General features: G+C 43.9%; 22 protein-coding genes, 1 pseudogene and 1 riboswitch. Of the genes and pseudogenes, 2 read left to right on the top strand and 21 right to left on the bottom strand.

All coding sequences use genetic code 11. The features are described from left to right. Positions 1–104 precede the first annotated feature (104 nt). The 4 genes from ACY8D0_RS11185 to ACY8D0_RS11170 form a co-directional block, all read right to left on the bottom strand. A complete protein-coding gene (locus ACY8D0_RS11185) occupies positions 105–398 on the bottom strand; it encodes a hypothetical protein (RefSeq protein ID WP_462410581.1) in 294 nt (97 codons plus the stop codon). A gap of 120 nt (positions 399–518) precedes the next feature. Beyond that, the gene (locus ACY8D0_RS11180; RefSeq protein WP_462410580.1) at positions 519–1,832 is read right to left on the bottom strand and encodes a glycosyltransferase family 2 protein; all 1,314 of its coding nucleotides are present in this window, start codon (positions 1,830–1,832) and stop codon (positions 519–521) included. Between the two features lie 123 nt (positions 1,833–1,955). Further along, positions 1,956–2,720, bottom strand: a complete 765-nt coding sequence (locus tag ACY8D0_RS11175; protein ID WP_462410579.1) for a hypothetical protein — start codon at positions 2,718–2,720, stop codon at positions 1,956–1,958. Then, on the bottom strand, positions 2,717–3,217 hold the full coding sequence (locus tag ACY8D0_RS11170; RefSeq protein ID WP_462410578.1) for an RNA polymerase sigma factor: 501 nt from the start codon (positions 3,215–3,217) through the stop codon (positions 2,717–2,719). Before ACY8D0_RS11170 ends, ACY8D0_RS11175 begins: the two co-directional genes overlap by 4 nt. A gap of 173 nt (positions 3,218–3,390) precedes the next feature. On the opposite strand from ACY8D0_RS11170, the gene ACY8D0_RS11165 reads away from it, so the two are divergent. Continuing rightward, positions 3,391–4,080, top strand: a complete 690-nt coding sequence (locus ACY8D0_RS11165) for a copper homeostasis protein CutC (protein ID WP_462410577.1) — start codon at positions 3,391–3,393, stop codon at positions 4,078–4,080. 201 nt (positions 4,081–4,281) lie between these two features. On the opposite strand, the gene ACY8D0_RS11160 is transcribed toward ACY8D0_RS11165, so the two are convergent. Next, positions 4,282–6,768 (bottom strand): tetratricopeptide repeat protein, encoded by a 2,487-nt coding sequence (locus tag ACY8D0_RS11160; RefSeq protein WP_462410576.1) that lies wholly within the window; start codon positions 6,766–6,768, stop codon positions 4,282–4,284. 229 nt (positions 6,769–6,997) lie between these two features. Beyond that, positions 6,998–7,690 (bottom strand): hypothetical protein, encoded by a 693-nt coding sequence (locus ACY8D0_RS11155; RefSeq protein ID WP_462410575.1) that lies wholly within the window; start codon positions 7,688–7,690, stop codon positions 6,998–7,000. A 260-nt stretch (positions 7,691–7,950) separates the two neighbouring features. Between ACY8D0_RS11155 and ACY8D0_RS11150 the strand changes: the two genes are divergently transcribed. Further along, complete coding sequence (locus ACY8D0_RS11150) at positions 7,951–8,850, top strand: EamA family transporter (protein ID WP_462410574.1); 900 nt, start codon at positions 7,951–7,953, stop codon at positions 8,848–8,850. Between the two features lie 291 nt (positions 8,851–9,141). Here ACY8D0_RS11150 and ACY8D0_RS11145 read toward each other — a convergent pair whose 3' ends face one another. From ACY8D0_RS11145 to ACY8D0_RS11075, 15 genes and pseudogenes are all read right to left on the bottom strand, one after another. Next, positions 9,142–9,834: an ECF transporter S component gene (locus ACY8D0_RS11145; RefSeq protein WP_462410573.1), complete on the bottom strand. Its 693-nt coding sequence runs from the start codon at positions 9,832–9,834 to the stop codon at positions 9,142–9,144. After that, the gene (locus ACY8D0_RS11140; RefSeq protein WP_462410572.1) at positions 9,804–11,432 is read right to left on the bottom strand and encodes an ABC transporter ATP-binding protein; all 1,629 of its coding nucleotides are present in this window, start codon (positions 11,430–11,432) and stop codon (positions 9,804–9,806) included. The genes ACY8D0_RS11145 and ACY8D0_RS11140 overlap by 31 nt, the downstream gene beginning before the upstream one ends. Next, entirely contained in the window at positions 11,414–12,292 is an 879-nt protein-coding gene (locus ACY8D0_RS11135) for an energy-coupling factor transporter transmembrane component T (protein WP_462410571.1), read from the bottom strand. The genes ACY8D0_RS11140 and ACY8D0_RS11135 overlap by 19 nt, the downstream gene beginning before the upstream one ends. After that, a complete protein-coding gene (locus tag ACY8D0_RS11130) occupies positions 12,292–13,068 on the bottom strand; it encodes a DUF4430 domain-containing protein (protein ID WP_462410570.1) in 777 nt (258 codons plus the stop codon). The genes ACY8D0_RS11135 and ACY8D0_RS11130 overlap by 1 nt, the downstream gene beginning before the upstream one ends. Positions 13,069–13,404: 336 nt before the next feature. Further along, positions 13,405–15,288 carry a DUF4430 domain-containing protein gene (locus ACY8D0_RS11125; RefSeq protein WP_462410569.1) on the bottom strand — a complete coding sequence of 628 codons (1,884 nt, stop codon included), beginning with the start codon at positions 15,286–15,288 and terminating at the stop codon, positions 13,405–13,407. Between the two features lie 107 nt (positions 15,289–15,395). Next, a riboswitch (cobalamin riboswitch) is annotated at positions 15,396–15,574 on the bottom strand. Positions 15,575–15,666: 92 nt separating this feature from the next. Then, positions 15,667–16,112: pseudogene (locus tag ACY8D0_RS11120) on the bottom strand (EutP/PduV family microcompartment system protein). Between the two features lie 9 nt (positions 16,113–16,121). After that, complete coding sequence (locus ACY8D0_RS11115) at positions 16,122–16,475, bottom strand: BMC domain-containing protein (RefSeq protein ID WP_462410568.1); 354 nt, start codon at positions 16,473–16,475, stop codon at positions 16,122–16,124. A gap of 153 nt (positions 16,476–16,628) precedes the next feature. Further along, positions 16,629–17,783, bottom strand: a complete 1,155-nt coding sequence (locus tag ACY8D0_RS11110) for a 1-propanol dehydrogenase PduQ (RefSeq protein WP_462410567.1) — start codon at positions 17,781–17,783, stop codon at positions 16,629–16,631. Positions 17,784–17,835: 52 nt separating this feature from the next. After that, complete coding sequence (locus ACY8D0_RS11105; RefSeq protein WP_462410566.1) at positions 17,836–18,672, bottom strand: DUF7973 family transport facilitator; 837 nt, start codon at positions 18,670–18,672, stop codon at positions 17,836–17,838. 89 nt (positions 18,673–18,761) lie between these two features. Then, positions 18,762–20,156 (bottom strand): aldehyde dehydrogenase family protein, encoded by a 1,395-nt coding sequence (locus ACY8D0_RS11100; protein ID WP_462410565.1) that lies wholly within the window; start codon positions 20,154–20,156, stop codon positions 18,762–18,764. Between the two features lie 5 nt (positions 20,157–20,161). Beyond that, on the bottom strand, positions 20,162–21,148 hold the full coding sequence (locus ACY8D0_RS11095) for a cob(I)yrinic acid a,c-diamide adenosyltransferase (RefSeq protein ID WP_462410564.1): 987 nt from the start codon (positions 21,146–21,148) through the stop codon (positions 20,162–20,164). Further along, complete coding sequence (locus ACY8D0_RS11090) at positions 21,123–21,425, bottom strand: EutN/CcmL family microcompartment protein (RefSeq protein ID WP_462410563.1); 303 nt, start codon at positions 21,423–21,425, stop codon at positions 21,123–21,125. The genes ACY8D0_RS11095 and ACY8D0_RS11090 overlap by 26 nt, the downstream gene beginning before the upstream one ends. Positions 21,426–21,439: 14 nt before the next feature. Further along, positions 21,440–22,219, bottom strand: a complete 780-nt coding sequence (locus tag ACY8D0_RS11085; protein WP_462410562.1) for a flavoprotein — start codon at positions 22,217–22,219, stop codon at positions 21,440–21,442. A 12-nt stretch (positions 22,220–22,231) separates the two neighbouring features. After that, on the bottom strand, positions 22,232–23,053 hold the full coding sequence (gene eutJ, locus ACY8D0_RS11080; RefSeq protein ID WP_462411346.1) for an ethanolamine utilization protein EutJ: 822 nt from the start codon (positions 23,051–23,053) through the stop codon (positions 22,232–22,234). A gap of 14 nt (positions 23,054–23,067) precedes the next feature. Continuing rightward, positions 23,068–23,712 (bottom strand): phosphate propanoyltransferase, encoded by a 645-nt coding sequence (locus ACY8D0_RS11075; protein ID WP_462410561.1) that lies wholly within the window; start codon positions 23,710–23,712, stop codon positions 23,068–23,070. Positions 23,713–23,718: the final 6 nt, after the last annotated feature.

The following is a 23,718-nucleotide window of genomic DNA, read 5'->3' as shown; positions in this document are numbered from 1 at the left end:
ATAAACGCCTGATAAGTCAATACTTATGCAAAGAAGCCTGCATCAGGGGAATTCCCCTTCTAGCAGGTAACTAGTCTTTCACTTTCACCAGCCAAACGATTTCTTCATTTCATCATAATGAGTAACGAACCCAGATAGTAGGAGACCAAAAACAATAAGCTTTCCCCAAAATTCACTGAAATAAACTTTTGGACCATGCTCATGCAGCCTGTAAAAACAAGAAGAATGATGAACCATGCCCCAAGGAATAACCCTGCCATTTCCACAGTTCCAAGGAATGACCTATCTACATTGACACCCCATATGCAGGCTGCAATGGTTGACAAGACAGTAAGCAGAATCCACCATCTTGTAAAACTTCCCCAATTATCGCCTAATTTCCATTTCTTCCAATCCATACAGCTTCCCTCCCTTAAGAAAGGTATAGTATAGTACTCAACAATGGAAGGTGCTTTGGACTCATCCTCGAAAACCAAGAACAGTTCGACGTCCCGATAAATGAAGCACGTGGATCCGCTTTACTTCCAAACCCTTTTGAGCTGTAAAAACTCTTGGGCGTATCCCCAAACGGAAATAGGCGACATAATCATTTGGTAGGTCAAAACATAGGCAAAAAAGCCAAAAATGTTTTTCCTGATTTTTAATCTCAATTTTTGAAACACTTTTCGTTGGAAATGATACATGGCGTAGTTCGTTAATAAAGCCAATGGTAAAACAAATAGAATGGTTGCACCGACGATGTAATAATAGCCAAAGAACGCGAGGACTAATCCTGGAATCCAAACAAAGGTATAGACAAAATCCAAGTACGGAAAAATTAGGTTCGTTCCGGTGAGGTATTTGACGAAAATCGCGGGTTGGTTCCATGGCTTGACCCGTTTAAACGCTTCAATCATTCCCCTTGCCCAGCGGCTTCGTTGTCTTGCCAAATGGACGAACGTTTCCGGCACATCGGTAAAGGCAACGGCAAGGGGCTCAAAATAGACCTTGCAATTCATCTCGAGCATTTGCCAGGTGAGTACGATATCTTCCCCGATGGCATCATCCCATCCCCCGATGTTTTCAATGGCTTCACGCTTATACAAACTGAAAGCTCCTTGGGCCACCAATGTTCCTTGATAAAACCCTTGCAGACGTTTAATGGATGCAATGCCTAAAAAATAATCCCATTCCTGGATTTTTGTCCAATAATTTTTCCGGCTATTCCGTACAAGTACCGAACCGGCTACCGCGCAAATATCCTTCGGGGATGATACTAATCTCGATACCAGCAACCGGACAGCCGATTTCGTTAAAATTGTGTCGGCATCAAGGGTAATTACAAAAGGGGTATCCACCAGGGCTAATGCTTGATTAAGGGCAAAGTTTTTACCAGGCCTTTTTTCAAAAATAACCTGCAAATCAAGGTCTTGCTCCTGACCGACTTGCCTTGCCCTGTTGCCAGTCTGGTCGGTCGACGCATTATCGATCACAATGACTTTCATTTTGCCTTGGTAATCTTGCTCTGCAATATAACGGAGAGTGTCGACAATTCTGTTTTCTTCATCCTTACAGGAGATTAAGATGGAAATCGGAACGGTCGGCTGCTGGACCTTCAGTTCCGGTTGCTTATCAAAAAAAAGGCTCATGACCATGAACGCGTTTAAATAGCCAGGGATATAGGCAATCGCGGCGATGATCAAGATTGACGGAACGGTTCCTAATAAGCCGCCTAAATCGTTTACCCAAGGAATGGAGATATAAACCGAAAAGAGGAACCATATACAAGCAAATCCATGGCAAATCCAGAACTTCCAAACGACGGGAAGATAATATCTTGTTTTGGTTTTCATCACAAATTCCTCATTAAACTTCTTTATAATTTTATTGTTTACAACGCCATCCTAATTATCCAAAACAGACCAAGAGGACGGTTCCCATGGCTTTTTGCCACCAGAATCGCCCCCATAGGCATCTTATTCTGCATTACTTGTTTGAAGCGGCTGGTCTGCTAAAATGGTTTCCACTTCTTCATATCCTTCTAGAAAGGCAAAGTTGTATCTGGCAGGAAGCGCAAAAACATATCGATTATTTTGCCCCAGCACGGTTGGACCAACGGGTGCCGCGCCAATATGAAATTTCTCTTTTTCAAGTGAGGACCATTGCTCTAGAGTAAAAATCATAATCGGGATATCCTGTCTCGGTTTTTCCTCCGTCCATTCAGGGTGTCTGATTAATAGGATGGGACCCTTTTCGTTTACTTCACTTTGTTCATCAGTCGAAATTCCTTCCCATGCATCCGTTACAATCTGGTAATTGGCCCACGTTTTTGGCAACGCAAAGGTAAATCCATATTTTATGTTTTTATATACAATCGTTTCTGGCGATTGATCCTCCGTTTCATTTTGATTCACAGGATTTTGATCATTTTTCTCGTTGTTTTCATCTGAGGTAGTTTGTTGCCCTTGTTGGTCAGCATCAGGCCTGGATGGACGACCCTCATTCAGCGGAAAAACAAGAATCGCGAATAAGGCGATGGCGGCCACACTGGCCAAACCAACCGATATCGTTTTCCATATGACAGCTTTCCTCTTTTTCTTCTTTTCATAGGAACGCGCAAACCGCAAAAGCTGATCATGGATGGTATCTTGAACAGCTTTAGGAAACTTTTGATCAAAATCAGGCTCTGGCAATGCTTGAATTTTTCTCTCTAATTCATGAAAGTTCTCATTCTCTCTCATAGAGAAATTCCTCCTATCCTTTTTTGTAGTGTCTTTAACGCACGATGATAGGTGATCCTAACCTTATTTTCATTCCAATTTAAAATCGATGCCGTTTCAGGAACAGAAAGTTCTTTAATGCCTCTAAGGATGATGACATCTCGATAATTCTCTTTTAAAGATTGAATGGTTTGATACAGCAACCGGTTCTCTTCATGTTGTTGGATAATTTGCTCCGGCGTCTCCTTATCCGTTGGCTCCTCCAGGAACCCATTTATTTGCTTGATCCCGTAACGCTTCCTTTTCCTGATTTCATCGATCCCGACATGGCGTGCAATCGAATAAAGCCAGGTCTTAGGACTGGATTTTGCCTGATACGTATCAAAGCCCTTTATGGCCCGGATAAAAACTTCCTGCACCAGGTCTTCCACATCACTTGACCCGATGTAATACACCAAATAGTGGTATATATCTTTGTTGTATAAGTAAAACCACTCTGAAATTTTGCTGCTACTCATCAGCTGGTCAACTCCATTTTTCTTCTGACTTTTTTACTTATAAGTTAGTCGAAGCAGTAAGATAATTATTTCACCTTTTACAAATTTTCTGTATATAAAAATTTCCAATCTCCCCAGAATCTCGGGTACACTTAAGCTATTGGACTGTTATCATAGAAAGAAGGTTGATGAGGATGAGTTTAGTAGAAGTGATTGTCTTGAATCAGGAAGAGGCCCGGACAGCTGAAGCACACGGGGCCGATCGCCTCGAACTCGTGTCTGCGATGTCTGAAGGCGGCCTGACCGCAAGTTATGGAACGATCAAGACGGTGGTGCAAAGCGTGACCATCCCCGTCATGGTCATGGTTCGTCCCCATAGCTTTTCATTCGTATACCGGAAGCATGAATGGGATGCGATGAAAGAGGATATTAAAGTCATTCGAGAGCTTGGTGCGGCTGGTATCGTTTTTGGAGCGAACACCGAACAGAAGACAGTGGATTACGAGTTATTGGAAATGGTGTTAGAAGAAGCAAAAGGTTTATCCGTGACCTTTCATCGTGCCATTGACGAGGTAGATTCATTGGCAATCTGCAAGTCCCTTTGCGATTCGCCGTTTAAAATAGATCGAATCTTGACCTCAGGGGGTCAGCCAACCGTCCCCAATGGTCTGGATACGTTACAAAAAATGATAGAAGTATCGCAAAAAACAAATGGCCCCATCATAATGCCGGGGGGCGGTCTTAACGCAGATAATATTGGATATATTCACAAGCAACTCCAGGCCAGTGAATATCACTTTGGGTCTGCTGTCAGATTGGATGGGAATTTTAAAAATCCGATTCGGGGAGATGTAATCCAAACGATTAAGAAACTCGTAAACTGACAGGTTTATTTGAGATACATAATAAAAAGAGAAGTGCTGCGGACACTTCTCCCTGCCACCGCTTAGTCTTTCATGAAACCACCCTTTTGCTTGCAAGAGCGCAGGGTGGTTTTACTTTTTTCGAAAGAATGATCTTCAATTAAAGAAAAATATACAGTGTAAATTTACACCTTATTTTCGATGGGCATTCGTCCCCAGCCTTCACTGCTGGCTCACCAGTTTTTCTAAACCAGCATGGAGCTGCTCTACTTTGGAGGAAGACATTCCTACATTATTCTCGTTGATGGTTTCCGCCCGTTGATAGCAATCCATCGCCTGTCCTAAATGGCCGGTTGCCGCCAGTAAATCCGCAAGATCGACCAGCACCTCGCCGACTCCCGGATGGTCCTCACCAAGGTAACTTTCCCGGATATCGATGGCTGAACGATAATAGTCCTCCGCAAGCGGATAGTTTTCCAATTGAAAATACAGCCTTCCTAAATCATGGTACGAAGCAGAGAGGCTCGGATGCCCTTCGCCAAACTTTTCTTCCTTGATTTTGACCGCTTCAAGATAAAGCTTTTCTGCCTGTTCAAGGTCGCCTTCAAGATGGTAAACGCGGCCTAAATTGTTAAGCGGAATTGCCAAGTCCCTGTGAGTTCTTCCTACCTGCTCTTCCCGAATGCCGATGGACTTTGTCAGGTTGTACTTAGCCTCCTCCAGCTTTTCCAGCTTCAATTGAGACCATCCTAAGTTATTATAGGAATAAGCTACTTTCATATGATTCTCTGGAAAGTTTTCCAGCCTGACTTCCAATGCTTTACGATAGTGGGCTTCCGCATCAAGATCCTTGTTTTGAACCAAATAAAGTCTCCCTAAGCTGGTATAGGTTAACGCGAGATCTGCAGCACGCGGCCCCAAGTGATTGGATTGAATGGCTAGTGCCTGATGCAGTAGCTCTTCTGCTTTTTCCAAATTCTTTCCTTTAATAGAATACACAACCGAAAGTCTTCTAAATGTTGTTGCTAAATCGATATGGGAATCGCCAAGCAAATTCTTCTGGATCTCAATGGCCTCCACAAGCATTCCTTCAGACAAATCAAACCGCCAATAATCGTTATAAAGATAAGCAAGTTCCGTTAAATGTTTGGCCAAGAGAAGCGGGGCGGCATTTCCTTCCCGCAGGTCATCGACTAGCTCTTGATAAATCGGAATGATACAATGTCTTAATTTCAATTTAAAAAACGGAACGGTTGCCTGTTCAAACCAGTCTGTTACACGGACTACGTCGGCATATGAGCTCAAATGGTAATACGCTTCTGTTACATATTGCACACCCTCTGCTGCTAATTGACTCTCTGATATACTTTTCAACTGGTGATCATAGTATTGAAACAGACTTTCCTGAACGCGTTGGGTTAAGGTACCCGACATTTGATCTTGGAGGCTGATTCTCATCAGCTGGTGCATGTCCCAATTCTCCGTGTCTAACTTTTGTGTAAAAGAGAACCGGCATAAATCAGCAAACGAAGTGAGCGAATAACCCGTCTGAAACGTTGTGACCAAAAGCGTAAACAAGTCTTCATTAAAGGCACGCGGGATGGCCAGCAGCTTCAAGGTCTCGATTTCACTTTTATCCAGATACCTGATAAATCGCTCAAACACTTCCTTAGGAGTTTGACCGAAGTCTTCCTTGATCGGCAGCCGGTCAAATTTATCGATGATTTCTTCATAGGTATCCACGGAAATATCCAAATAATAAGGGACCCCGTGACACGACTCGATAATGGTTTGCTGCACCTGCTCATCCACAATATTGCAGGAAACGAGAAAACTCCTCACATCGATATCGGATAATTGTCCAATTAAGTGCTGCTCCAGTGCGTCCTTCCAATCCGCATCCAGTTCCGCCCAACGGAGTTTCTCACGGCCGGTGACCACCCATAATACCTCAGGTAAATGGGCCACCAGTTCGCGGACCCATTCATCTTGGGTATAGAGGTTCCCCTCCGTGCGTTTATTTTCCCAAAGAGCTTCATAGGTATCTAAAAAAATCACTACTGGAGAATTCTTTGCCGCTAACCATTCTCTTAGATCGGTGGCAAAGTACAGCGGCAGACGTTCCTTGATTTCATTCGGTTCGAATTGCTCCATTTGGATTAATTCGCTTCGAATCACGCTGTTTAAATATCTCGGTGCCAGCTCCTTGCTTTTCAAGGCAATCCCTAAGATTTTCGGCGCAATGCCAATCACTGGGACATCTCCTAAAGTGGAGATTATATCCGCCACCACTCCTCCTTCTTCTAAGAAAGGCAGGTTTTCCTTACTCGCCGTAATGTTGGGGTGTACTTTCGACCAATAGATCGAGTAGGCCAGTTCAAATAATGGAAACTTAATATGATATTGGGATTTAAGGTTTTTGCGCAATACGAAAAGGGCGGTATCCAAGTTACGGAAATTGGATACTTCAAAATCGATCACGGTCCACACGCTGTTCGGAAAGTCATCCTCTAATATTTCGCCCAGCTTTTTACGTAGACTGGTTTTCCCGATGCCGCCGACTCCATAGAATGATAGAACTTTGTATGTATCACTTTCTTTATTTCTTAATGCATTTAGAAATGAGGTCACGAATTCCTCGCGGTCGGTGAACTGCCTGCTGGCCGGGCTTTTATATTTGGACTGCAGGGTATATTTAGGCTTGATCATAATTGAACTCCTTTAATGCTTCCCTTAAAGCAAGACTTTCGGTTTAGTTACTATTTTTATAGTATTAAACTTTGTGCCTATTTTCCATATGAAATTTATTTACCAGAGTTGTGGTAAACAGGCTATCAAAAAAACAAGAAGATAGAACGTATCTCCTTGTTTTAACAAATTACATATAGGCCTCAAGCTTCTTAAACAGACATTTATTTTTAGCATTGGCTTTTTGAAATTAAAATTGGAAAACTGCTTGCTGCTCCGGTGTAATGTCCTCGAAAGTATCCGGATCAAATGTACTGCTAATAATGAACTTCAATGAAGTTAAATCCTCTGGCTTACTATTCGTGATGACCCCAATCGTGCCCTCAATTTTCGTCTTCCCGTAAAAAGTGCCATCAAATGGGTTCTTCTCCCAGATAAAGTCATTTCCGCTTGCATCTAATTGTTCCCCAGTATTCGTAACAAGCGTTTGAACTTGGTTCCAGCTAATATTTTTATCCTCTGTATTCTCAGCTGTATAATTCACTTGGATATAATTTAATTCCTTTGGCAATTCCGAACCACCGGTATATTGTAATAGGAAATCTCCAAAGTCTTTTCCTACATTGGTTAACTTGATGACTTTTAAATCCTGGACTGTTAGTTTTACAGGAGCGATATCAACGGTTTGATTAACTTCTTTGATCTTCATCAGTTCAGCCGTTGTCCCATCATCATCTGATGCTTTTTGCCCTACCTCTGTTAAAATAATATTCCCGCTTTCATCTTTTTGCGGTTTACTAACTGGTTTATTGGAAACCTCTTTTTGTTCAGCCGCTGTAGCTGCTTTTTTAGGTTCTTCAGATGCCTTTTGTCCGCTGCAACCAACAAGAACAGTTCCTGCATATATAAGCGCCGCAAAACCAGCAATAAGTGATTTGTTCACAATTTATCCCCTCCGAAAAGCTATATTAATATAACAATATCCGAAATATATTTTACACCTATGTAACAAATCTGTAAATATATTGAAAAATTTTACCACAGATACCAGTAGGAACCTCGTTAACTATTTTTAGCCCTTTTCATCCATCTCAGTCTATTAATCAATAATTAATACAGAGGAACCATCCTCACGCTTCATGTTTCATGTATACTAACCATAGACTTACATGAGTTGGAAATTTTAAAAGTGGGTGAAGGGGTATGTGGTTTGTTTTCGCGGTCGCCGCAGCGGTCTGTTTTGGTTTAAGGGGAATTCTTTATCATTGGACATCGCAGCGGCCGATTGATCGCAATTTATTATTGATGGGGGTCTATTTGTCCGGCACCATCATCACAGTGGGTGTGAATCTGTTCGTCCAGCAGCCATGGTCCATGGGGGCTCTGATGGGAGTACTAATGGGGATGTTCTCGTTTATTGCCAACGCCTCTATGTATAAGGGGTATGCCGTCGGCAAAGCCTCCATTGTCGCTTTATTTACCGGACTGCCGCCGCTTGTGGTGATGACGGTTGCCTACATATTGTGGCAGGAAGGGCTGACACCCTGGCAATTTGCCGCCTTCTTTATCGTCTTGATTGGACTGCTGCTGATTAAATACTCACAGGATTTAAGGCTCGGCCAATTAAAAGGAGTGCAATGGGGGCTGTTAACCATGTTTTTCTTTGGCTTTACCGATGTATCGGTGAAGCAGGCTACCTTATTCGGGGCATCTGCTCTGCCAGCCTTAACTCTCATGTTTGCAACCGGCAGCTTAATGTTCGGAACTTCATGGGCTTTGGTAAAGTCCCATGAAAACAAAGTACGTAAAGAAGTCGCAGCAGCAAGCGAATTGGTTAATCGGCAAGTGGCCACCGGTTGGACAATGGGTAAAACCGTGGGCTGGGGCATGGCGGTTGGGATCACCAATGCGCTCGGAATGCTATTGATTTTTCCGGCTTATCGGGACGGGATCACAGGGATTGTTTCTGCCATCGTCGCCTCCAATGTCGCCCTTGTCCTGTTATATGCCCGTTTCTATCTGAAGGAAGATTGGACCAAACGGGAAGCTTTAGGTCTGTTAATGGCATTTTTCGGTATCATCCTCCTGCGCATTGCTTCATGAGGACGTTGTACATGGGAAGGTCCTCCTGGCTTTTGGAAAATGACTCTTCAGAGAAATGAGGTAGGTACCCTAATGACCGTTCTGAAGGAGAAAAGGCCTTCAGAGGAATTAGGAAGCTCTCTCTAACGACCGTACCGAAGAAAAAAAGGCCCCTAGAGGTAATAGGGGATGTTCTAAATGAACTTAGTAAATATAAAAGAAGCTAACGGCCTATATTCCAGGCTATTAGCTTCCTTTTCTCTCCAGACGGACTTTTTCAGTGCCCTCGAACCGTCCCCGTGACCTCCAGCTTCATTCAAGCAGCCCATATTTTCGTTTGAATCTGGTTAAAATTTTTATCCAAACATCACCAAAGACAACGAGAAAGAAGACATTGGATACGGAATGCAGGGTATCAAATAAGGCACTGCCGGCAAAATAGGTAATGATTTCTTTCGAACTAATGGTTCCTGCCGATTGAGTAAAAGAGAAAAAACCCCATAGGTTCATGATCCAGCCAAATAAATAGCCCCAAACAATCCCAAAGAAGATTCTTCCCCACTTACGGTTCATCATGGCGGTATGGCGCAGATAGCCTGCTGTAAACCCGACCAAACCCCAAGAAACCATTTGCCAAGGCGTCCATGGGCCTTGCCCTAACACCATATTGGAAGCTAGCGCGGCCAGCGTACCAATCATGAAGCCACTTTCAGCACCAAACACATACCCAGACATCATAATCACAAAAGTGGTTGGCTGGACACTGGGGATACTGGCAAACGGAATTCGGCCGACAGCCGCAATCGCCGCTAAAACAGCCAACAGAACGAGTTCCCTGGCTTCCACATTTCTGCTCTCAAAACGGAAAAGCAAAAACAACAGCGAAACGGAGACAAGCGCAAAGCTTAGCAACAAATAATGATCCTGCCAAAATAGCGACAAATACAATAAAACCGCAAGCAGGGCTAGAAATATTACATTAACGAGTACTCGGTTAACACGCATAAACGCTCCGCCTCCTCCACCGTGAGAATCCTGTTGTCCGGAATATGGCGGAAAAGCCGTTGAATCATCGTGGTATAAAAGAAATTCCCCTTAAAAAAGTTTTCGGAAGTTTCTTCGGATGTGATGGTCCCTTGAAACATCATGCCGCATCTCGATGAATACCGGGCAGCAAATTCCACATCATGCGTCGACATTAAAATCGTAATGCCCGACCCATTGAGTTCCTGAAGAATGGCCGCCAACTGATGTTTCGAAACAGGATCCAATCCTTTTGTCGGCTCATCAAGCAATAACAATTCAGGCTTACGGATCAGCAAACAGGCAATCGCAGCCTTTTGCAGCTCTCCCCCACTCAAATCATGAGGATGTTTTTTCGTGAGATGGGCAATCCCCAGTTTTTCCAATAAGTTGTCCACTTCCTGCTGATCCATGATGCCCCACTGCTCCATCGTGGCTTCCAATTCTTTCTCAAGACTGTCCTGGATAAAAAAGAGTTTCGGATTCTGCGGCAGGTAGCCGATTTTGTTCACCAGCTCTTGGTTTTTCAATGCTTTAGATGATTTTCCTTGAAACATCACTTTCCCGTGTTTGGGCTTCAATATTCCCGTCAAAATTTTGAGCAGGGTTGATTTTCCTGACCCGTTTCCGCCCAGAAGGGAATAAAACTCACCCCTATTTAAGGTGAAATCCAGCTCATTTAAGACCATCGAATTCTTATCATAATAAAAAGAAACATTTTTTGTCTGGATGAATTCATCCCGGATGGCAGCCCTAGGCGTTAGGACTTTTTCCTTTATAGAATAGCGTTGAATCCAGCCTCTCCCCTCTTTTACGGTTAAAGGCAGGGTTCCCTCGCCATTTATTTTCAAAAATAACGATGGAATGCTAGGGACATAGGCTTTATAGGGTGAATCCCATAGATCCGTGAGAACCTGTCTTGAGTCGCCCTCATGAATGATTTCCCCCGCTTCCATCATGACAATTTTATCTGCTAATGGTAACACTTCCTCTAAGCGGTGCTCGGCTAAAATAATCGTGACCCCAAATTCCTCATTAATCCTGATGAGCATATCTAAAAATTCCCGCGCACTCACCGGGTCCAATTGTGAGGTAGGTTCGTCTAACAGCAGGATGTCCGGCTGCATCAGAAGCACCGAAGCCAGATTAATCAGCTGCTTCTTTCCGCCAGAAAGTTCATACGTTTTGCGAGATAGCAAAGCTTCTGCTCCAAAATAATGGACCATTTCAGCCACCCTGCTTCTCATCTCATTTGTCGAGAGACCAATATTTTCAAGACCAAACACAAGTTCATGCAGCACATCATCAGCAACCACTTGGTTTTCCGGATCCTGGAAAACAAAGCCAACCTCCTTGGATTCCTGCAAGTCACTGCCATTTATAGAAATCCCGCCCGATAACTGACCGTGCGGTTGAATTTCCTTTTTCAATAACCGTAATAAGGTGCTTTTTCCGGAACCTGAGGAACCAAAAAGCACAACAAATTGACCCTTTTCGATTTCGAGCGATAGGTTCCTGATTGCGGGTTCAGGTGCATCCGGATAAGTAAAAGTCATATTGTCTATTTGGATAACCGCCATCGGATATACCCTCCCATTTGAACGAACAGTGGAAAACTAATAAATAATAAATAAACGACGAGAATGATGGATTCAGTTGCGGAGATCGTCAATGTCTCCAAGATTGGGTAGATGGTTAAATAACCAAATCCTGAAATCCGGCCATAAATCACAACAGAACATAAGAAAAGCAGGTACACAAGCGCCATCACGTCAGATTTTTTCAAGATGAAATATTCATAGGTGGACCGTGAGCCTTGCCCATACCCACGCGCCTTCATGGAATCGGCTGTTTGGATCGCTTCTTCGAGCGAGTGAACAAGCAGCAATTGCAGGTAGAGCATGCCCGTTTTGGCTTTGTCTCTCCACCTGCCATGAGCAACTGACATTCCCTTACTCGTTTGAATGGCGGAAATCTCCTCTACCCTTCTTCTCATTAACGGGATAAAACGAAGGGTTAACATGAGTAATACAGCAAATTGCGGCAGAAACTTAGAAAATAAATACAATAATTTATTGGGGGCCATGACCTCATTATAGGAAACAAACAGTGCCATCACCCCGATTAAGAGCAGGGCATTGATGCCGCCATACAAGGCTGATTCCCCTGTCACTCGATGGCTAAACACAGTAAAAAGGACATGCTGGCCCCGCTCATTAAAAACGGGGTTTAGGATAAGAATGAATAACCCCGTCGTAATCATAAACGTAACCCATTTGGATACGCCTTTTAACTGATCTTCCACATAATTAACGGCTAAAATAACCAGGAATGCTAGGCATAAAAAAATCGGATGCTGCATGATGATAACCAAAGCTAGAGCTCCTACGTAGTAGGAAAATAAAACGAGTGGATGGAATCTCTTAAACTCGTTTCTCATCACTGATTCACCGAATAATCCTCGGTATATTTCCACTCAATTTGGTCATTTGCTTTCACTTGGGTGATTCCTACACCTCTTGAAAGCTTCGTTCCGTTCTGGTAGCAGGTCCAGCCGCTTTTCGGACCGTAGTCAAACTCATAAATATTATTGATACCAGCAACGTAAGCTGTGGCCCCGCTCCCGCTATAATCGACATTGGATTTCCCAATAGCATTAAACAGTACGTCCAAGATTGTATTACCCTCTTTAATGGTAACGCTTTCGGCACCCAAAATCGTCCCACGATCCTTTGGACCAATAATCGTAATCTTGACAGTTTGCTCTGGTGCTGGGCTTGTCGTCGTAACAGCAGGTGCAGTTGGCGTTGTTGCCGGCTGGCTGGCGGCTGCATTTGTAGTAGTTTGGCTTGGTTGGGCAACAGACGCTGCGGATGTACTACTACTGGCAGAAGCAGCAGGCTGTTTATTCTCTGTTGGAGTGGCTGCCGAGGCAGCGATTTGCCCAGTTTGAGTGGCATTGGTTTGTTCGGTTGCGGCTGTTGTTGTGGCAGCCTGGTCCTCTGCAGTGTTTTCTGCTGCTGGCTCGGTTGTCGCAGCCTTTTCTTCCGCTTTCTTTTCTGTTGCCGTTGTGCTCACGGACTTTTCTTCCGCAGTCTGTACATTTTCGCTTTTCGCCTCATCCTTCGATTTAGCGATGGAACTAAATCCGGCAATACCTACTATCAGGAGGAAAGCCACTATAGCAAAAATCAACTTTTTAGGACGGTTCTTCATATTAAAAACTCCTTTCTAAGAAAAGCGCAAGCGCCCTGGTCAGCGCCGTATGGCCTAGAGCCTCTTCAACTGAGATAAAGGAAACACGATGAGCCAAGCAACTACCTGAATAAGCTTCCAGGGCTTTGCGACGAGCTGAACAGCCGCCTCCTCGAATATGCTTTGGCGCAGGAGCAGGTGGCGAATCGATGTTGACTTATCGTAGGGCGGAGAGCGAAGGACACTAGGCGTTAGGGCGCTGGAGCTAGACAATTCTCAAGTTACAAAATGATATACATTCTTAAACTTTTTAAAATCCCCCCTCCACCTTGAAAGACAGAGGGATTTTTCCAACAATTAAGCGTTTCTTCTTCTAGTAAAATAAAGAACTACCAAACCACCAATGACTAGCAGCATCCCTGCAGCCAAGAGGTTCCATGTATTGGTAGCAGTCTTTGGTAAAGTGCTTCCTTCCTGGCTTCCAGCTTGTGTTTCGGTTTGCGCTTGAGTTTGGGTTTGTACTTGAGTTTGGGTTTGAGCTTGAGCCTGTGTTTGTGTTTGAGTTTGTGTCTGTGCTGTTGTTTGCCCATCATTAGTTGCGGTCTCATTCGATACTGGACTGTTAACAGGTAATTGATAAATCGATCCTTTACCATTCATAAAGCGCTGGTACGCTCCGACAGCTAGAAGACCTTGCGGAGTGGACATAGTTTCACTTGCATCCCCCGGCTTATAGCCAAATCCGCCATCTGCATTTTGAAAGGACATCAGATATTGCATGATACTCACATTATCTTTTGTAAATAATAAATCATTTGCATCAATTCCCAATGCCGATAATGCAATCACAACCTGTGCAGCCGAGTTACTGTTATCGACTTTTCCGGACAGATATTGGGTGGATAAATAATCCACCGCTTTCGTAATACTGTCTTTTACTCCTTCTTGATCCTTATAGGAAGCAAGGGCCGTAAGAACCATTGCCGTAACATCAATGTCAGTCGAAGAATCAGTGGCACTCAATGACCAATGGCCGTCTGACTGTTGAACATCCAAAAGCTGTTGGATTAATTTTTCCCTCGTCCAAACGGCGGAAGATGGGATGGTAAAATTACCACTGTCCAAGGCAATTAGTGCATAGACTACACCGTTGTTGCCTTGTTTGGTTACATCACCGTTATAGATTTTCTCTACAAGGTTATACCCAGCAATATTGGCTGGGTCCCCTCCTGCAGCTAGGATCCCCATCGTATATTTTTCTGCATCCGTAATCAGACGAAAATTTCCGCCTTTACTTTGAATCAACTGTTTGGCCGTTTCCAAATAACTGTCAGGAACTGTTTTTCCGGCTTGTCTTAAAGCGACAGCTCCCCACGTATTGGTATCATCCCAGTTAGAAAGCGTATACTGGCTGGCTTGGTCCATAGCAGTTTGAAGTTGCTCATTGGATATAGGATTGTTCGTTTCAGTATTTGAGCTATCATCGTTTGTTGGTGTGCCGTCGCCAGCTGCCGCTGTCGTATCCGTATATTGGAAGGTTAGTTGATCGCCGTTTTGAACGGTATAACCATCTGCTCCCGTTGTCGCGGATTCCCCATTTATGTAAAAACCCCAATATTTAGCGAAATCGGCTGTCCCTGCGAGACCAAGGATACTGTCGATCCATTTTCCGAAACTATATTGTGTATATCCCACATTCTCTTCTCCAACTGCAGCCACTAATGCATCAAAACCATTTTCATTATCTGCAATCGCTATATTTGTTTTCGGATAAAGTACTGCTCCGTTTACACCGATAACTGAAAGCGTCGCCTGCTTCACTGCTGTGGTGTCAGTATATTGGAAGGTCAGTTTGTCGCCTGCTTGGACAATATAACCATCTGCGCCCGTTGCCGCGGATTCCCCGTTGATGAAAAATCCCCAATATTTGGTGAAATCAGCAGTTCCTGCAAGACCAAGGATACTGTCAATCCATTTTCCAAAACTATATTGTGTATACTCTACATTCTCTTCCCCAACTGCACCCACTAATGCATCAAAAGCATTTTCATTGGTTGCAATCGTCACAGTCGTTTCCGGAAAGAGTATTTTTCCGTATTGGTCTACTACGGAAACCGTTGCTTGATTTTCTGCCGCAGATGCTGCTGTTAAGTTTAGCCCGCTAGCAAAGAAACCAAAAACTAGCAAAAGAATCATACCTACTCTTAATTTCGTATTCCGATACATTGTCCTCCGCTCCATTCTACAAATTCTCCATAAAAAAATCCCCCTATGGGAGGAGGAGGATGTATGGTAACAGTTAAGATGAAATAGGCAACTAAATCTTAACACCCTCCTATCCGCGTAGGCTATGGTAAGAAAAATAGGCAGGTCTCCTGGCTCATGTTCATCGCTTCCTAATGCCTTCCCATCGAATCCCGACAGTGGCTTGTGATAGGTTGCTCCCATTTACAGTGGCGGGACCGCGTTGGATTATACCAACTTCCCTTTTACATCATAGTGATGTACCTATTTTAAAAACTATTTTTTTATGATAATACTATTATATGTGAAAATTGACTTTTTTGGATATTATTTTCTACATTTTTACCATTTCCGACAAATATATGTTAGTAATTTCTAGACCTGATCCTGATTTAGATAGTTGGCCACCTGTTCGATTCCTTGTCCAGTGGAAACAGAAACAGTAAACACCTTCTCTGCCCCAGCCCAGCCATTTCAAGATAGATTTCAGCCTCTTGAATATCTTCCTTACTTTCTGCAAGATCAATTTTTGTCACTAATCCAATGACCGGCTTCGGAAAAATAGAAGCAAATAAAGGCGGAAAATAGTTCCGTTTCTCCGTACAGTCTTGTATCAAACCAATCACATCTGCATCAGCGGCCGTGACAGTAAGCGCATTGTAATAAAACCGATTTTCAATATACTCACCAGGAGTATCGATGGCATAGGGAAGTGTTTGGATGGCTTGAGTTTTTTTATATTCGATGGGTTCCCCATGGAGTTGCTGACATAGAGTTGTTTTTCCACAGCCCGTTTTGCCAATTAGAATCATTTTTCTCATCATGGACTCCTATGTTCTTGTAACCTTAGTGGCAATTGAAAAATTTAAGATGGCCGACAATCCTGAGATGACTTCTTGCAAGGCATACTCCACCGAAGAGATATCTCCTGTCATCACGACGGAACCACTAAATCGATCCACAAATCCGATCTCGATATTTCCTGACTTCATGGCAATATCTGCAGCAATGATGGATGCCTCGCTTGGCGTGATGGTTAAAATGCCAATCGCTTGGTTATGATTGCCTACGAGACCTAACTTTTTATACAAATCCCCATCAGGATTGGCGATGATATGTGCCAGCGTGACTTGTTTACCAGGAACATATTCTTGAATGACTCTGTCTTTTCTGTTTTCGTCCATTTCCACTACATCCTATTTTTTTATTATCATTGGCGCTAGTCATCTGTTAACAAAGGGTTACTTTTTCCCAATCAGCCATTTATAAACCAATCTTGGAAGCGGTCTTCTAATCCTGTTTTCCATACTTACCCCTCCTGATTTTTTACTTATGAATTATGCTTGATAGGCCCATTTTAATAGATACTCTAAATCTTCCTTAGTAACCCTTTTGGGATTGCCGGCGGTGCAAATATCCTTCAAGGCATCCTCTGCAAGGGTTGGGATCCAATTTTGATAGGTGTCTTCCTCAATCTTGCCATCTTTAAAGGTCTGCGGAATGCCTAATCTTCTATTAAGATAATGAACGGCTGTCGATAGGCTCAACACACCTTCTTCCAAGGTAGAACTGGCGAGTCCTAACATTTGGGAAATCTCTGTGTATCTTCTTGCCGCCTCTGAAGTTTGAACCGTTCCGTCACATAAACCACCATTATATTGGATGACGTAAGGAAGCAAAATGGCGTTGCTTTTCCCATGGGACAAATGGAATTTCGCCCCGACTGCATGGGCTAAACTATGATTGATTCCTAGAGTAGCATTGGTAAACGCAGCCCCTGCCATACAGGATGCCAGATGCAATTTCCCTCTCGCCTCAAGGTCTTCCCCGAATCGGTATGCCCGCAGTAGGTAAGTAAAGACATCTTTGATGGCTCGTTCAGCAAAAATATTGGTGAAATCAGTAGCCTGTAACGATACATATGCCTCAATGGCATGCGTTAACACATCCATACCGGTATCGGCCGTGACAGAAGGTGGTACAGACTTAGTCAGCTGCTCATCCAAAATAGCAATATCCGGATACATGCTGTCATCACTCAACGGAATTTTCACGTTGCGGGCCGTATCGGTGACGACAGCATAAGAAGTAACCTCTGAACCAGTTCCACTGGTCGTTGGGATGGCCACAAATAAGGGCCTTTTTACATTCAAGGCACCGCCAGCCTTGTTGTTTACCTGCTGGGCAAACAACAAGATGGCTTTGGCAGTATCAATCGGCGAGCCTCCTCCAAGTGCCACGAGTAAATCCGGCTGCACGGTCAAAAAGGCGGATAACCCTGCTTTCACGGTTTCTAATGAAGGATTGGGTTCTACCTCAGAAAAAATCGTACAGGAGGCATCCGGCAACAGCTTGGTAATTTTCTCAGCTGTTCCAAGCTTGACCATCATTTGGTCCGTGATGATTAAAGCTCTTTCAACATGAAGATCCTGTAAGGATTCTAGTGAGTGATTTCCATAATAAACTTTTGGCTTTAATAAGAGTGTATTCATCTGCTCTTTCCTCCGATGATTGTGCCATACCCATAAGCCGCATCATTTCCCTTTACATTAGTGAAAAGATGAACAAACTACAGAGAAAGATTGTCGTTGCCGGCGGATCGATATGGGTATCCACATAACTATTAAACGTATTTCCAATGACTTCACCCAGCAGTCCGGCAATGACGGCAAACAAGGCACCAACCAGAACACTTCCGGAAGCAATGGTCGCATAACCGGCTACAAGGGTAATATGATGGGTAATCGGTATATCAATGCCAAACTGCAAGAAAATTAGCAGGGCCGCACTGATCACAAAACCTAGGACATTGATTTGCGTTAGATCGACCAAGTAAGACACAACCAAACCAAAACCCAGTGAATAAACCAAAACAAATCCTAATGATTGCTTATTCGGGATAAAATGTCGTTTTTCCCCATTGGTGGAGGTGTACTTGCCGGTTAGTCCTGTATGGCCAAATAGGAAACGGGCAATTAATCCGGATGTAAAGACCGTCATCGCCACCGTATCGACCGGAATTTTCAAGTAAGCATAAAGATAGTTGATCAAATAGCCAATGATACCAAACATCCCGCCCACTAATAAAACCTGTAAATCATGGGTCTTATTCAAAGGGGTTAAAATATCGGCGCCGCTCTCTAATTCATGTTTATTATTGGCCGCAAATGCCGCAGCGGCAACCCCGCCGGCAAATGCGATATGCGGGCCAAATAACGTCCCAAATGTGATATCATTTAAAATTGTGGCGGGGCCGCCGGCAGAAAGGACACCTACCCCGATTAATCCGATAAATCCTGTGAAAATAAAGGCTGGCAGAGCTCCTAGAACCGCTCCAAAAATTCCGCCGCCAAATGCAGCTAATATTAATGTCCAAGTCATGTAAATGCCTCCAATGGTTTCGCTTTTTTAATAATTTTGTAAAGTGATATCTAGAAGTGCATTTCCTTACTGACTTCAAATAAATTCCTCTATCGAACAGATAAACCGTCAACCAGCACGCATTTTCTCCGTCTTGCGAAGTTTTTAGCTGAAGTTAAACCTTCTCCGGTAGGTCCCGCGATGGTAAAGGTAGTATAACCTTCTCCGCCCACACCAATTCCTGCAAAGGATGGCCCGTTTTTCACGAAAATAGTGGTTTGAATGGCTCTTGCGAATTTCGTGAGATTGTCCACATTCTTCGAGTGCATGATGGCCGTATGACGGAAGCCATGCTCTACCTCCACAGCCAGGTCAATGGCCTGATCAACATTTTCAACCCGGACGATGGGAAGGATCGGCATCATCAGTTCAACGGTGACTAATGGGTGATCTCCTTCTACATCCATGATGGCAACGCGTGTACCCTCTGGAACCTCTATACCAATTTGCTTTAAAATGTAAGCAACGTCTTTGCCCACATATTTTTTATTGGCATGCCCTTTGTCGACCACTAGATCGGTAAGCTTTTGAATTTGTTCCTTATTGGTAATATGGAAAGCGCCATTTTGTTTCATATAGAATACTAGGTAATCAGCAACAGACTCGACCACGATGACTTCTTTTTCGGCTACACATGGAAGGTTATTGTCAAAACTGCACCCGTCCACAATATCTTTTCCTGCTTTTTCAAGATCGGCGGTTTCATCCACAACAGCAGGAGGATTGCCTGCACCCGCACCAATGGCTTTTTTGCCGCTTGAAAGAACGGCCTTGACCACACCTGGGCCACCGGTTGCAACTAGCATTCTGATTTTTTTATGCTTCATCATAGTGTTGGCTTCTTCAATTGATGGATTAATCGTGGTAGAAAGCAAGTTATCTGGTCCGCCTGCCGCCACAATGGCTTTATTCAACATCTCAATCGCAAAAAGGGAGGTGTTTTTAGCAGTTGGATGAGGACTGAAGACAACCGAGTTCCCAGCGGCAATCATCCCAATTGAATTACAAATGACTGTTTCGGTTGGGTTGGTGGTTGGGGTAATTGAACCAATAACTCCATAAGGAGATAGTTCAACCACGGTTAAACCATTATCACCCGAACAGGCTTCTGTTTTTAAGTCTTCCAAACCTGGAGTTTTGTCAGCAGCAACAAGATTTTTTGTCACTTTGTCTTGGTAGTTGCCCATTCCAGATTCGTCGACTGCCATTCTGGCAAACTTTTCGGCATTTTCCCTCGCTGCTTGGCGAATCGCTTCTATTAAATGGCCTCTTTTTTCAAAAGAAAGTTTCACCAATTCTTTTTGGGCCATCTCTGCCGCTTGAATGGCCTCTTCCATGGTCTCGAATAAGCCATATTGTGGTTTAGCCGGTTCTTCTTGGGTAAAACTCATTTCATCCAATATTTTTTTAACAAGATCTTCTATTTTAAGCACATCAACAGCCATTTAAGTTACCTTCTTTCGTTGTTAAAAATCTTTAAGGCTTCGGCCGCAATGGTCATATCTTCCTCTACCGTCCCACCGCTGACTCCGATGCCTCCGATTATTTGGTCTTGAACTATGAGCGGATAGCCTCCGCCGAAAGTGACAATTTTATTTTGATTCGTGAATTGAATCCCATATAGCTCAGCACCTGGTTGAATGGCAGGTACCAGTTCATGCGTCGCCATTTTCAAGGCGACAGCGGTATAAGCCTTGTTTGCGGAAATATCCAAACTGGCAAGCAGGGAATCCTCCATGCGATGGATTAACGTGATGTTCCCACCTTGGTCAACCACGGAAAATACGACAGGAACGCCTAAACGAAGAGCCTTTTCCTCTGCTGCCTCGGCCATCTTAACGGCCAGCTGCAGGGAAACCGTTGTCATATGGACGTTTGAACCCTCCAATTTATCCATGACCTTTTCTTTGATATCAGCTACCAAATGATAGTAAACCTCTGCTCGGGCTAACATAAACAAGGTATCGGATAACCGGTTTACGTATTGGATAATCTCATAACGAACCGCAGTTTCTTTACTCAATTCAACGATTAATCGTTCCGCTCTGCGAATAATCGATCTCGACAAATGAAGCGCAGCCGAGGCCGTCGTTTCTCCTGGAATGATAAACTCATGAATCTTCCCAAGCTTCTCTTCATAAGAATCGATGATTTGCTCAAACCGGGCAATTTCTTTTTGGCCCACTTTATTTTTAAGGAGGTCCGCCCCTTTGTCATCACTGGCTAATTCCGCCCCAACGACAAACAGCTGCTTCTGGATCTCTTTAATGATCGTTTTTAATTCGTCTTTTTCGATTAAAGAATAAGCGACACCTAGGGAAGCATTGGCTTCATCAAGTGTCCCGTAGCAGGAGACTTTCTTGGAGTCCTTGGCAATCCGGCTCCCGCCTAGTAAGCCGGTTTCTCCCCGGTCACCTTGTTTGGTATAGATGCTCAAAACTCTTTACCTCCTCTACCTCTAACGAATCGACAATCGCCACAATCGCAGCATCTATGACGGAAGCAGGCTTATCGAATACATTTCCTGCTGATTTTCCTTTTGTCACCACTACATATTCGCCCCTGCCGGCTCCGACACTGTCCACTGCCACTTCGATTACCCCGGTTTTTTCCCCGCTGGGCTGGACTTTTTCCACAATTAACAGTTTCTTTCCGACAAGGTCATCATCTTTTCTGGTTGCTACTACACTGCCAACTACAATTCCAACGTACATCTTGGATCACCTTCTCAACTATCTTGTATAATCGTCACTCCGAGCTCTTTGGCAGTTTCAAGAGCAAGCGGACTTATAATAGAATTCTTAGGTATAGAGAGCGTTTCTTGCTTTTGCTTCGCTTCGATAATATCCGATCTTGCCAGGACCTTTTTCTTAAAAACTCTCATTTTCTGTGGCCGGTTAGGCTGCTCTTCAAACCGAGGCGAGAAGGTAAAGACATTCTGTTTAACGGCTTCGTATAAATCCTTTGCCTCGACCAGCACGGCCCCGTAACTTTCCAACGTTTGAAGATGTTCGTTCATGTTTTGTAAATAGGCTTTCGGTGCTTTATGCAACCCAAGTTGTTTTCGAATGGGATTTTGCATGTCACATGCATCCTTGGCCGCAATAATCGGAATACCTTCCATAATGACGTGGGACGCCAAGTTGGTGGACATGGTATCCGAAATCCCCACTGAAATCTTCACGGCTGTATTTAAGGTTAACGTCGGAATAATCAGGGCGCTTATTCCCTCGTAATATGGTTTTAATCCCTTCATCTCTTTTTCAACATGGATCGTGGAAACACCGAGTTGTTCCTTTATGAAAGCAGGTTTCAGAACATATTCAGCACTTTGAGATAAAAGGACATTTAAATCCCAACCGTCCTCCACGAGGAGCTTTAGCTGCTGTAAAGATTCTTCAAATCCGCTGGCCCCTCCAGTGAAGAGGACGGTGGCCTTTTTCATTTTCTTCTGCAGTCGCTTCAATACTTCTTCCACGATGCGGTCTAATAGGCCTTCAGCTTGCAAAATCCGTTCACCTCATTCCAAGCAGGATAGAGCAATGCCTAAAGGAGTGATTAATAGAGGGTGAGCCGGTTTGATGGTTGTAATGCCAATCTCTTTCGTAAAGACCTTTTCGAACTCATCAAAGCAGCTAGCACCCCCCACGACGTAAATTTCCTTCACGTCATGGCCACTGATATGCCTTTTAACAATCGAGGCCATTTTTTCGACGACCGGTTTAATGACAGGGAAGACTTCTCTTTGTCTACTAGGATCTTTTTTTATCTTTTCCGCTTCCTCAAAAGATGTTTTAAAACCTCCAGCAACCACTAGACTCATATGAGTTCCACCCGTTGGTTCATCCGCTGTATAAATGACCTCACCGTTTTGCAGAATACTAATCCCTGTGGTCCCGCCTCCGACATCCACAACGGCGCCATCGGTAATACCCAGTACTGCAGCGGCCGCAGTCGGTTCATCGACCACTTTGATGACGTCCATTTCTGCGGATTCCACCACATTGGCAATGGCTTTTAGGTTCCCGCCCACCGTACCAGGAGGGATGGCGGTGGCCGCATTGGTTAACGTCACTCCGAGCAGCGCCTCAATCTCACTCTTTAGCTTTCTTACAATTCTTACGGCTCCAACATAATCTACAACCAACCCATCCTTCACGACGGATCCAGGATGGGATGCACCAGCAACCGGATTGCCGGATTCGTCCAAGACAGATAAAACAATATTGGCCGTACCCAGGTCAACTCCGACCTTCAACTCCCCTTGATAGGGATTACTTTTTTGCTGGTTAACCAATTGGGCAAACCTATCAATATAGTTATTTACTGTTATAAGATCAATAGACATAATATCTCTTAGCCTTTCCTTATTTTCCCGAGCTCCCCGTTTTTCACTCCAGCGGCATTCGCTTCATCCGTGTCTAAATGCATTTCCAATCGGAATTTATCTGATACGCGGATCAGGACGTTTGTATAGATGGTTTTTCGCTCACTGCCCACCTCTACTTCGACCATTTCCTTATCTTTCAAATCAAATGCTTCCGCAAATTCAGGTGGTACATGAATATGCCTAAGGGCAATGATGACGCCTTCTTTGAGCTCCAATTTGCCGTTAGGGCCAACCAAGGTCAAGCCCGGCGTGCCTGTTACTTTCCCGGATTCACGTATAGGAGAAGCGACCCCCAGTTTGAAGCTGTCTGTTAACGAGACCTCCACTTGGGTTTTGCCTCTTACAGGGCCTAAGATTCTCACATTCTTGATTTCACCTTTAGGTCCTATGAGTGACACGGTTTCCTTGGCTGCAAATTGCCCGGGTTGTTTTAAGTCCTTCATTTTGGTTAATGGATAGCCTGTTCCAAAGAGAGTCTCCAAATCTTGTTTACTCAAGTGGATGTGCCGGTTGGAAATTCCGATAGGGACCAAGGGCTCCGCTTCCAGGTTTTGCAGTCTTTTGACAACTTCTTTTATGATTCTTTCTTGTAAACTCGAGCTGTTCGTCATTTCATA

It is taken from the genome of Neobacillus camarae (genome assembly GCF_054950115.1).
This window is presented reverse-complemented; position numbering and strand designations above follow the sequence as displayed.

What these genes read in the sequence shown, in the direction of transcription:
- ACY8D0_RS11150 (WP_462410574.1), top strand. Translation starts at nt 7,951, where the DNA reads ATGTGGTTTGTTTTCGCGGTCGCCGCAGCGGTCTGTTTTGGTTTAAGG.
- ACY8D0_RS11170 (WP_462410578.1), bottom strand. Translation starts at nt 3,217, where the DNA reads ATGAGTAGCAGCAAAATTTCAGAGTGGTTTTACTTATACAACAAAGAT.
- ACY8D0_RS11110 (WP_462410567.1), bottom strand. Translation starts at nt 17,783, where the DNA reads ATGAATACACTCTTATTAAAGCCAAAAGTTTATTATGGAAATCACTCA.
- ACY8D0_RS11135 (WP_462410571.1), bottom strand. Translation starts at nt 12,292, where the DNA reads ATGAGAAACGAGTTTAAGAGATTCCATCCACTCGTTTTATTTTCCTAC.
- ACY8D0_RS11090 (WP_462410563.1), bottom strand. Translation starts at nt 21,425, where the DNA reads ATGTACGTTGGAATTGTAGTTGGCAGTGTAGTAGCAACCAGAAAAGAT.
- ACY8D0_RS11140 (WP_462410572.1), bottom strand. Translation starts at nt 11,432, where the DNA reads ATGGCGGTTATCCAAATAGACAATATGACTTTTACTTATCCGGATGCA.
- ACY8D0_RS11175 (WP_462410579.1), bottom strand. Translation starts at nt 2,720, where the DNA reads ATGAGAGAGAATGAGAACTTTCATGAATTAGAGAGAAAAATTCAAGCA.
- ACY8D0_RS11165 (WP_462410577.1), top strand. Translation starts at nt 3,391, where the DNA reads ATGAGTTTAGTAGAAGTGATTGTCTTGAATCAGGAAGAGGCCCGGACA.
- ACY8D0_RS11185 (WP_462410581.1), bottom strand. Translation starts at nt 398, where the DNA reads ATGGATTGGAAGAAATGGAAATTAGGCGATAATTGGGGAAGTTTTACA.
- ACY8D0_RS11145 (WP_462410573.1), bottom strand. Translation starts at nt 9,834, where the DNA reads ATGCGTGTTAACCGAGTACTCGTTAATGTAATATTTCTAGCCCTGCTT.
- ACY8D0_RS11180 (WP_462410580.1), bottom strand. Translation starts at nt 1,832, where the DNA reads ATGAAAACCAAAACAAGATATTATCTTCCCGTCGTTTGGAAGTTCTGG.
- ACY8D0_RS11125 (WP_462410569.1), bottom strand. Translation starts at nt 15,288, where the DNA reads ATGGAGCGGAGGACAATGTATCGGAATACGAAATTAAGAGTAGGTATG.
- ACY8D0_RS11130 (WP_462410570.1), bottom strand. Translation starts at nt 13,068, where the DNA reads ATGAAGAACCGTCCTAAAAAGTTGATTTTTGCTATAGTGGCTTTCCTC.
- ACY8D0_RS11100 (WP_462410565.1), bottom strand. Translation starts at nt 20,156, where the DNA reads ATGGCTGTTGATGTGCTTAAAATAGAAGATCTTGTTAAAAAAATATTG.
- ACY8D0_RS11075 (WP_462410561.1), bottom strand. Translation starts at nt 23,712, where the DNA reads ATGACGAACAGCTCGAGTTTACAAGAAAGAATCATAAAAGAAGTTGTC.
- ACY8D0_RS11115 (WP_462410568.1), bottom strand. Translation starts at nt 16,475, where the DNA reads ATGGACGAAAACAGAAAAGACAGAGTCATTCAAGAATATGTTCCTGGT.
- ACY8D0_RS11105 (WP_462410566.1), bottom strand. Translation starts at nt 18,672, where the DNA reads ATGACTTGGACATTAATATTAGCTGCATTTGGCGGCGGAATTTTTGGA.
- ACY8D0_RS11160 (WP_462410576.1), bottom strand. Translation starts at nt 6,768, where the DNA reads ATGATCAAGCCTAAATATACCCTGCAGTCCAAATATAAAAGCCCGGCC.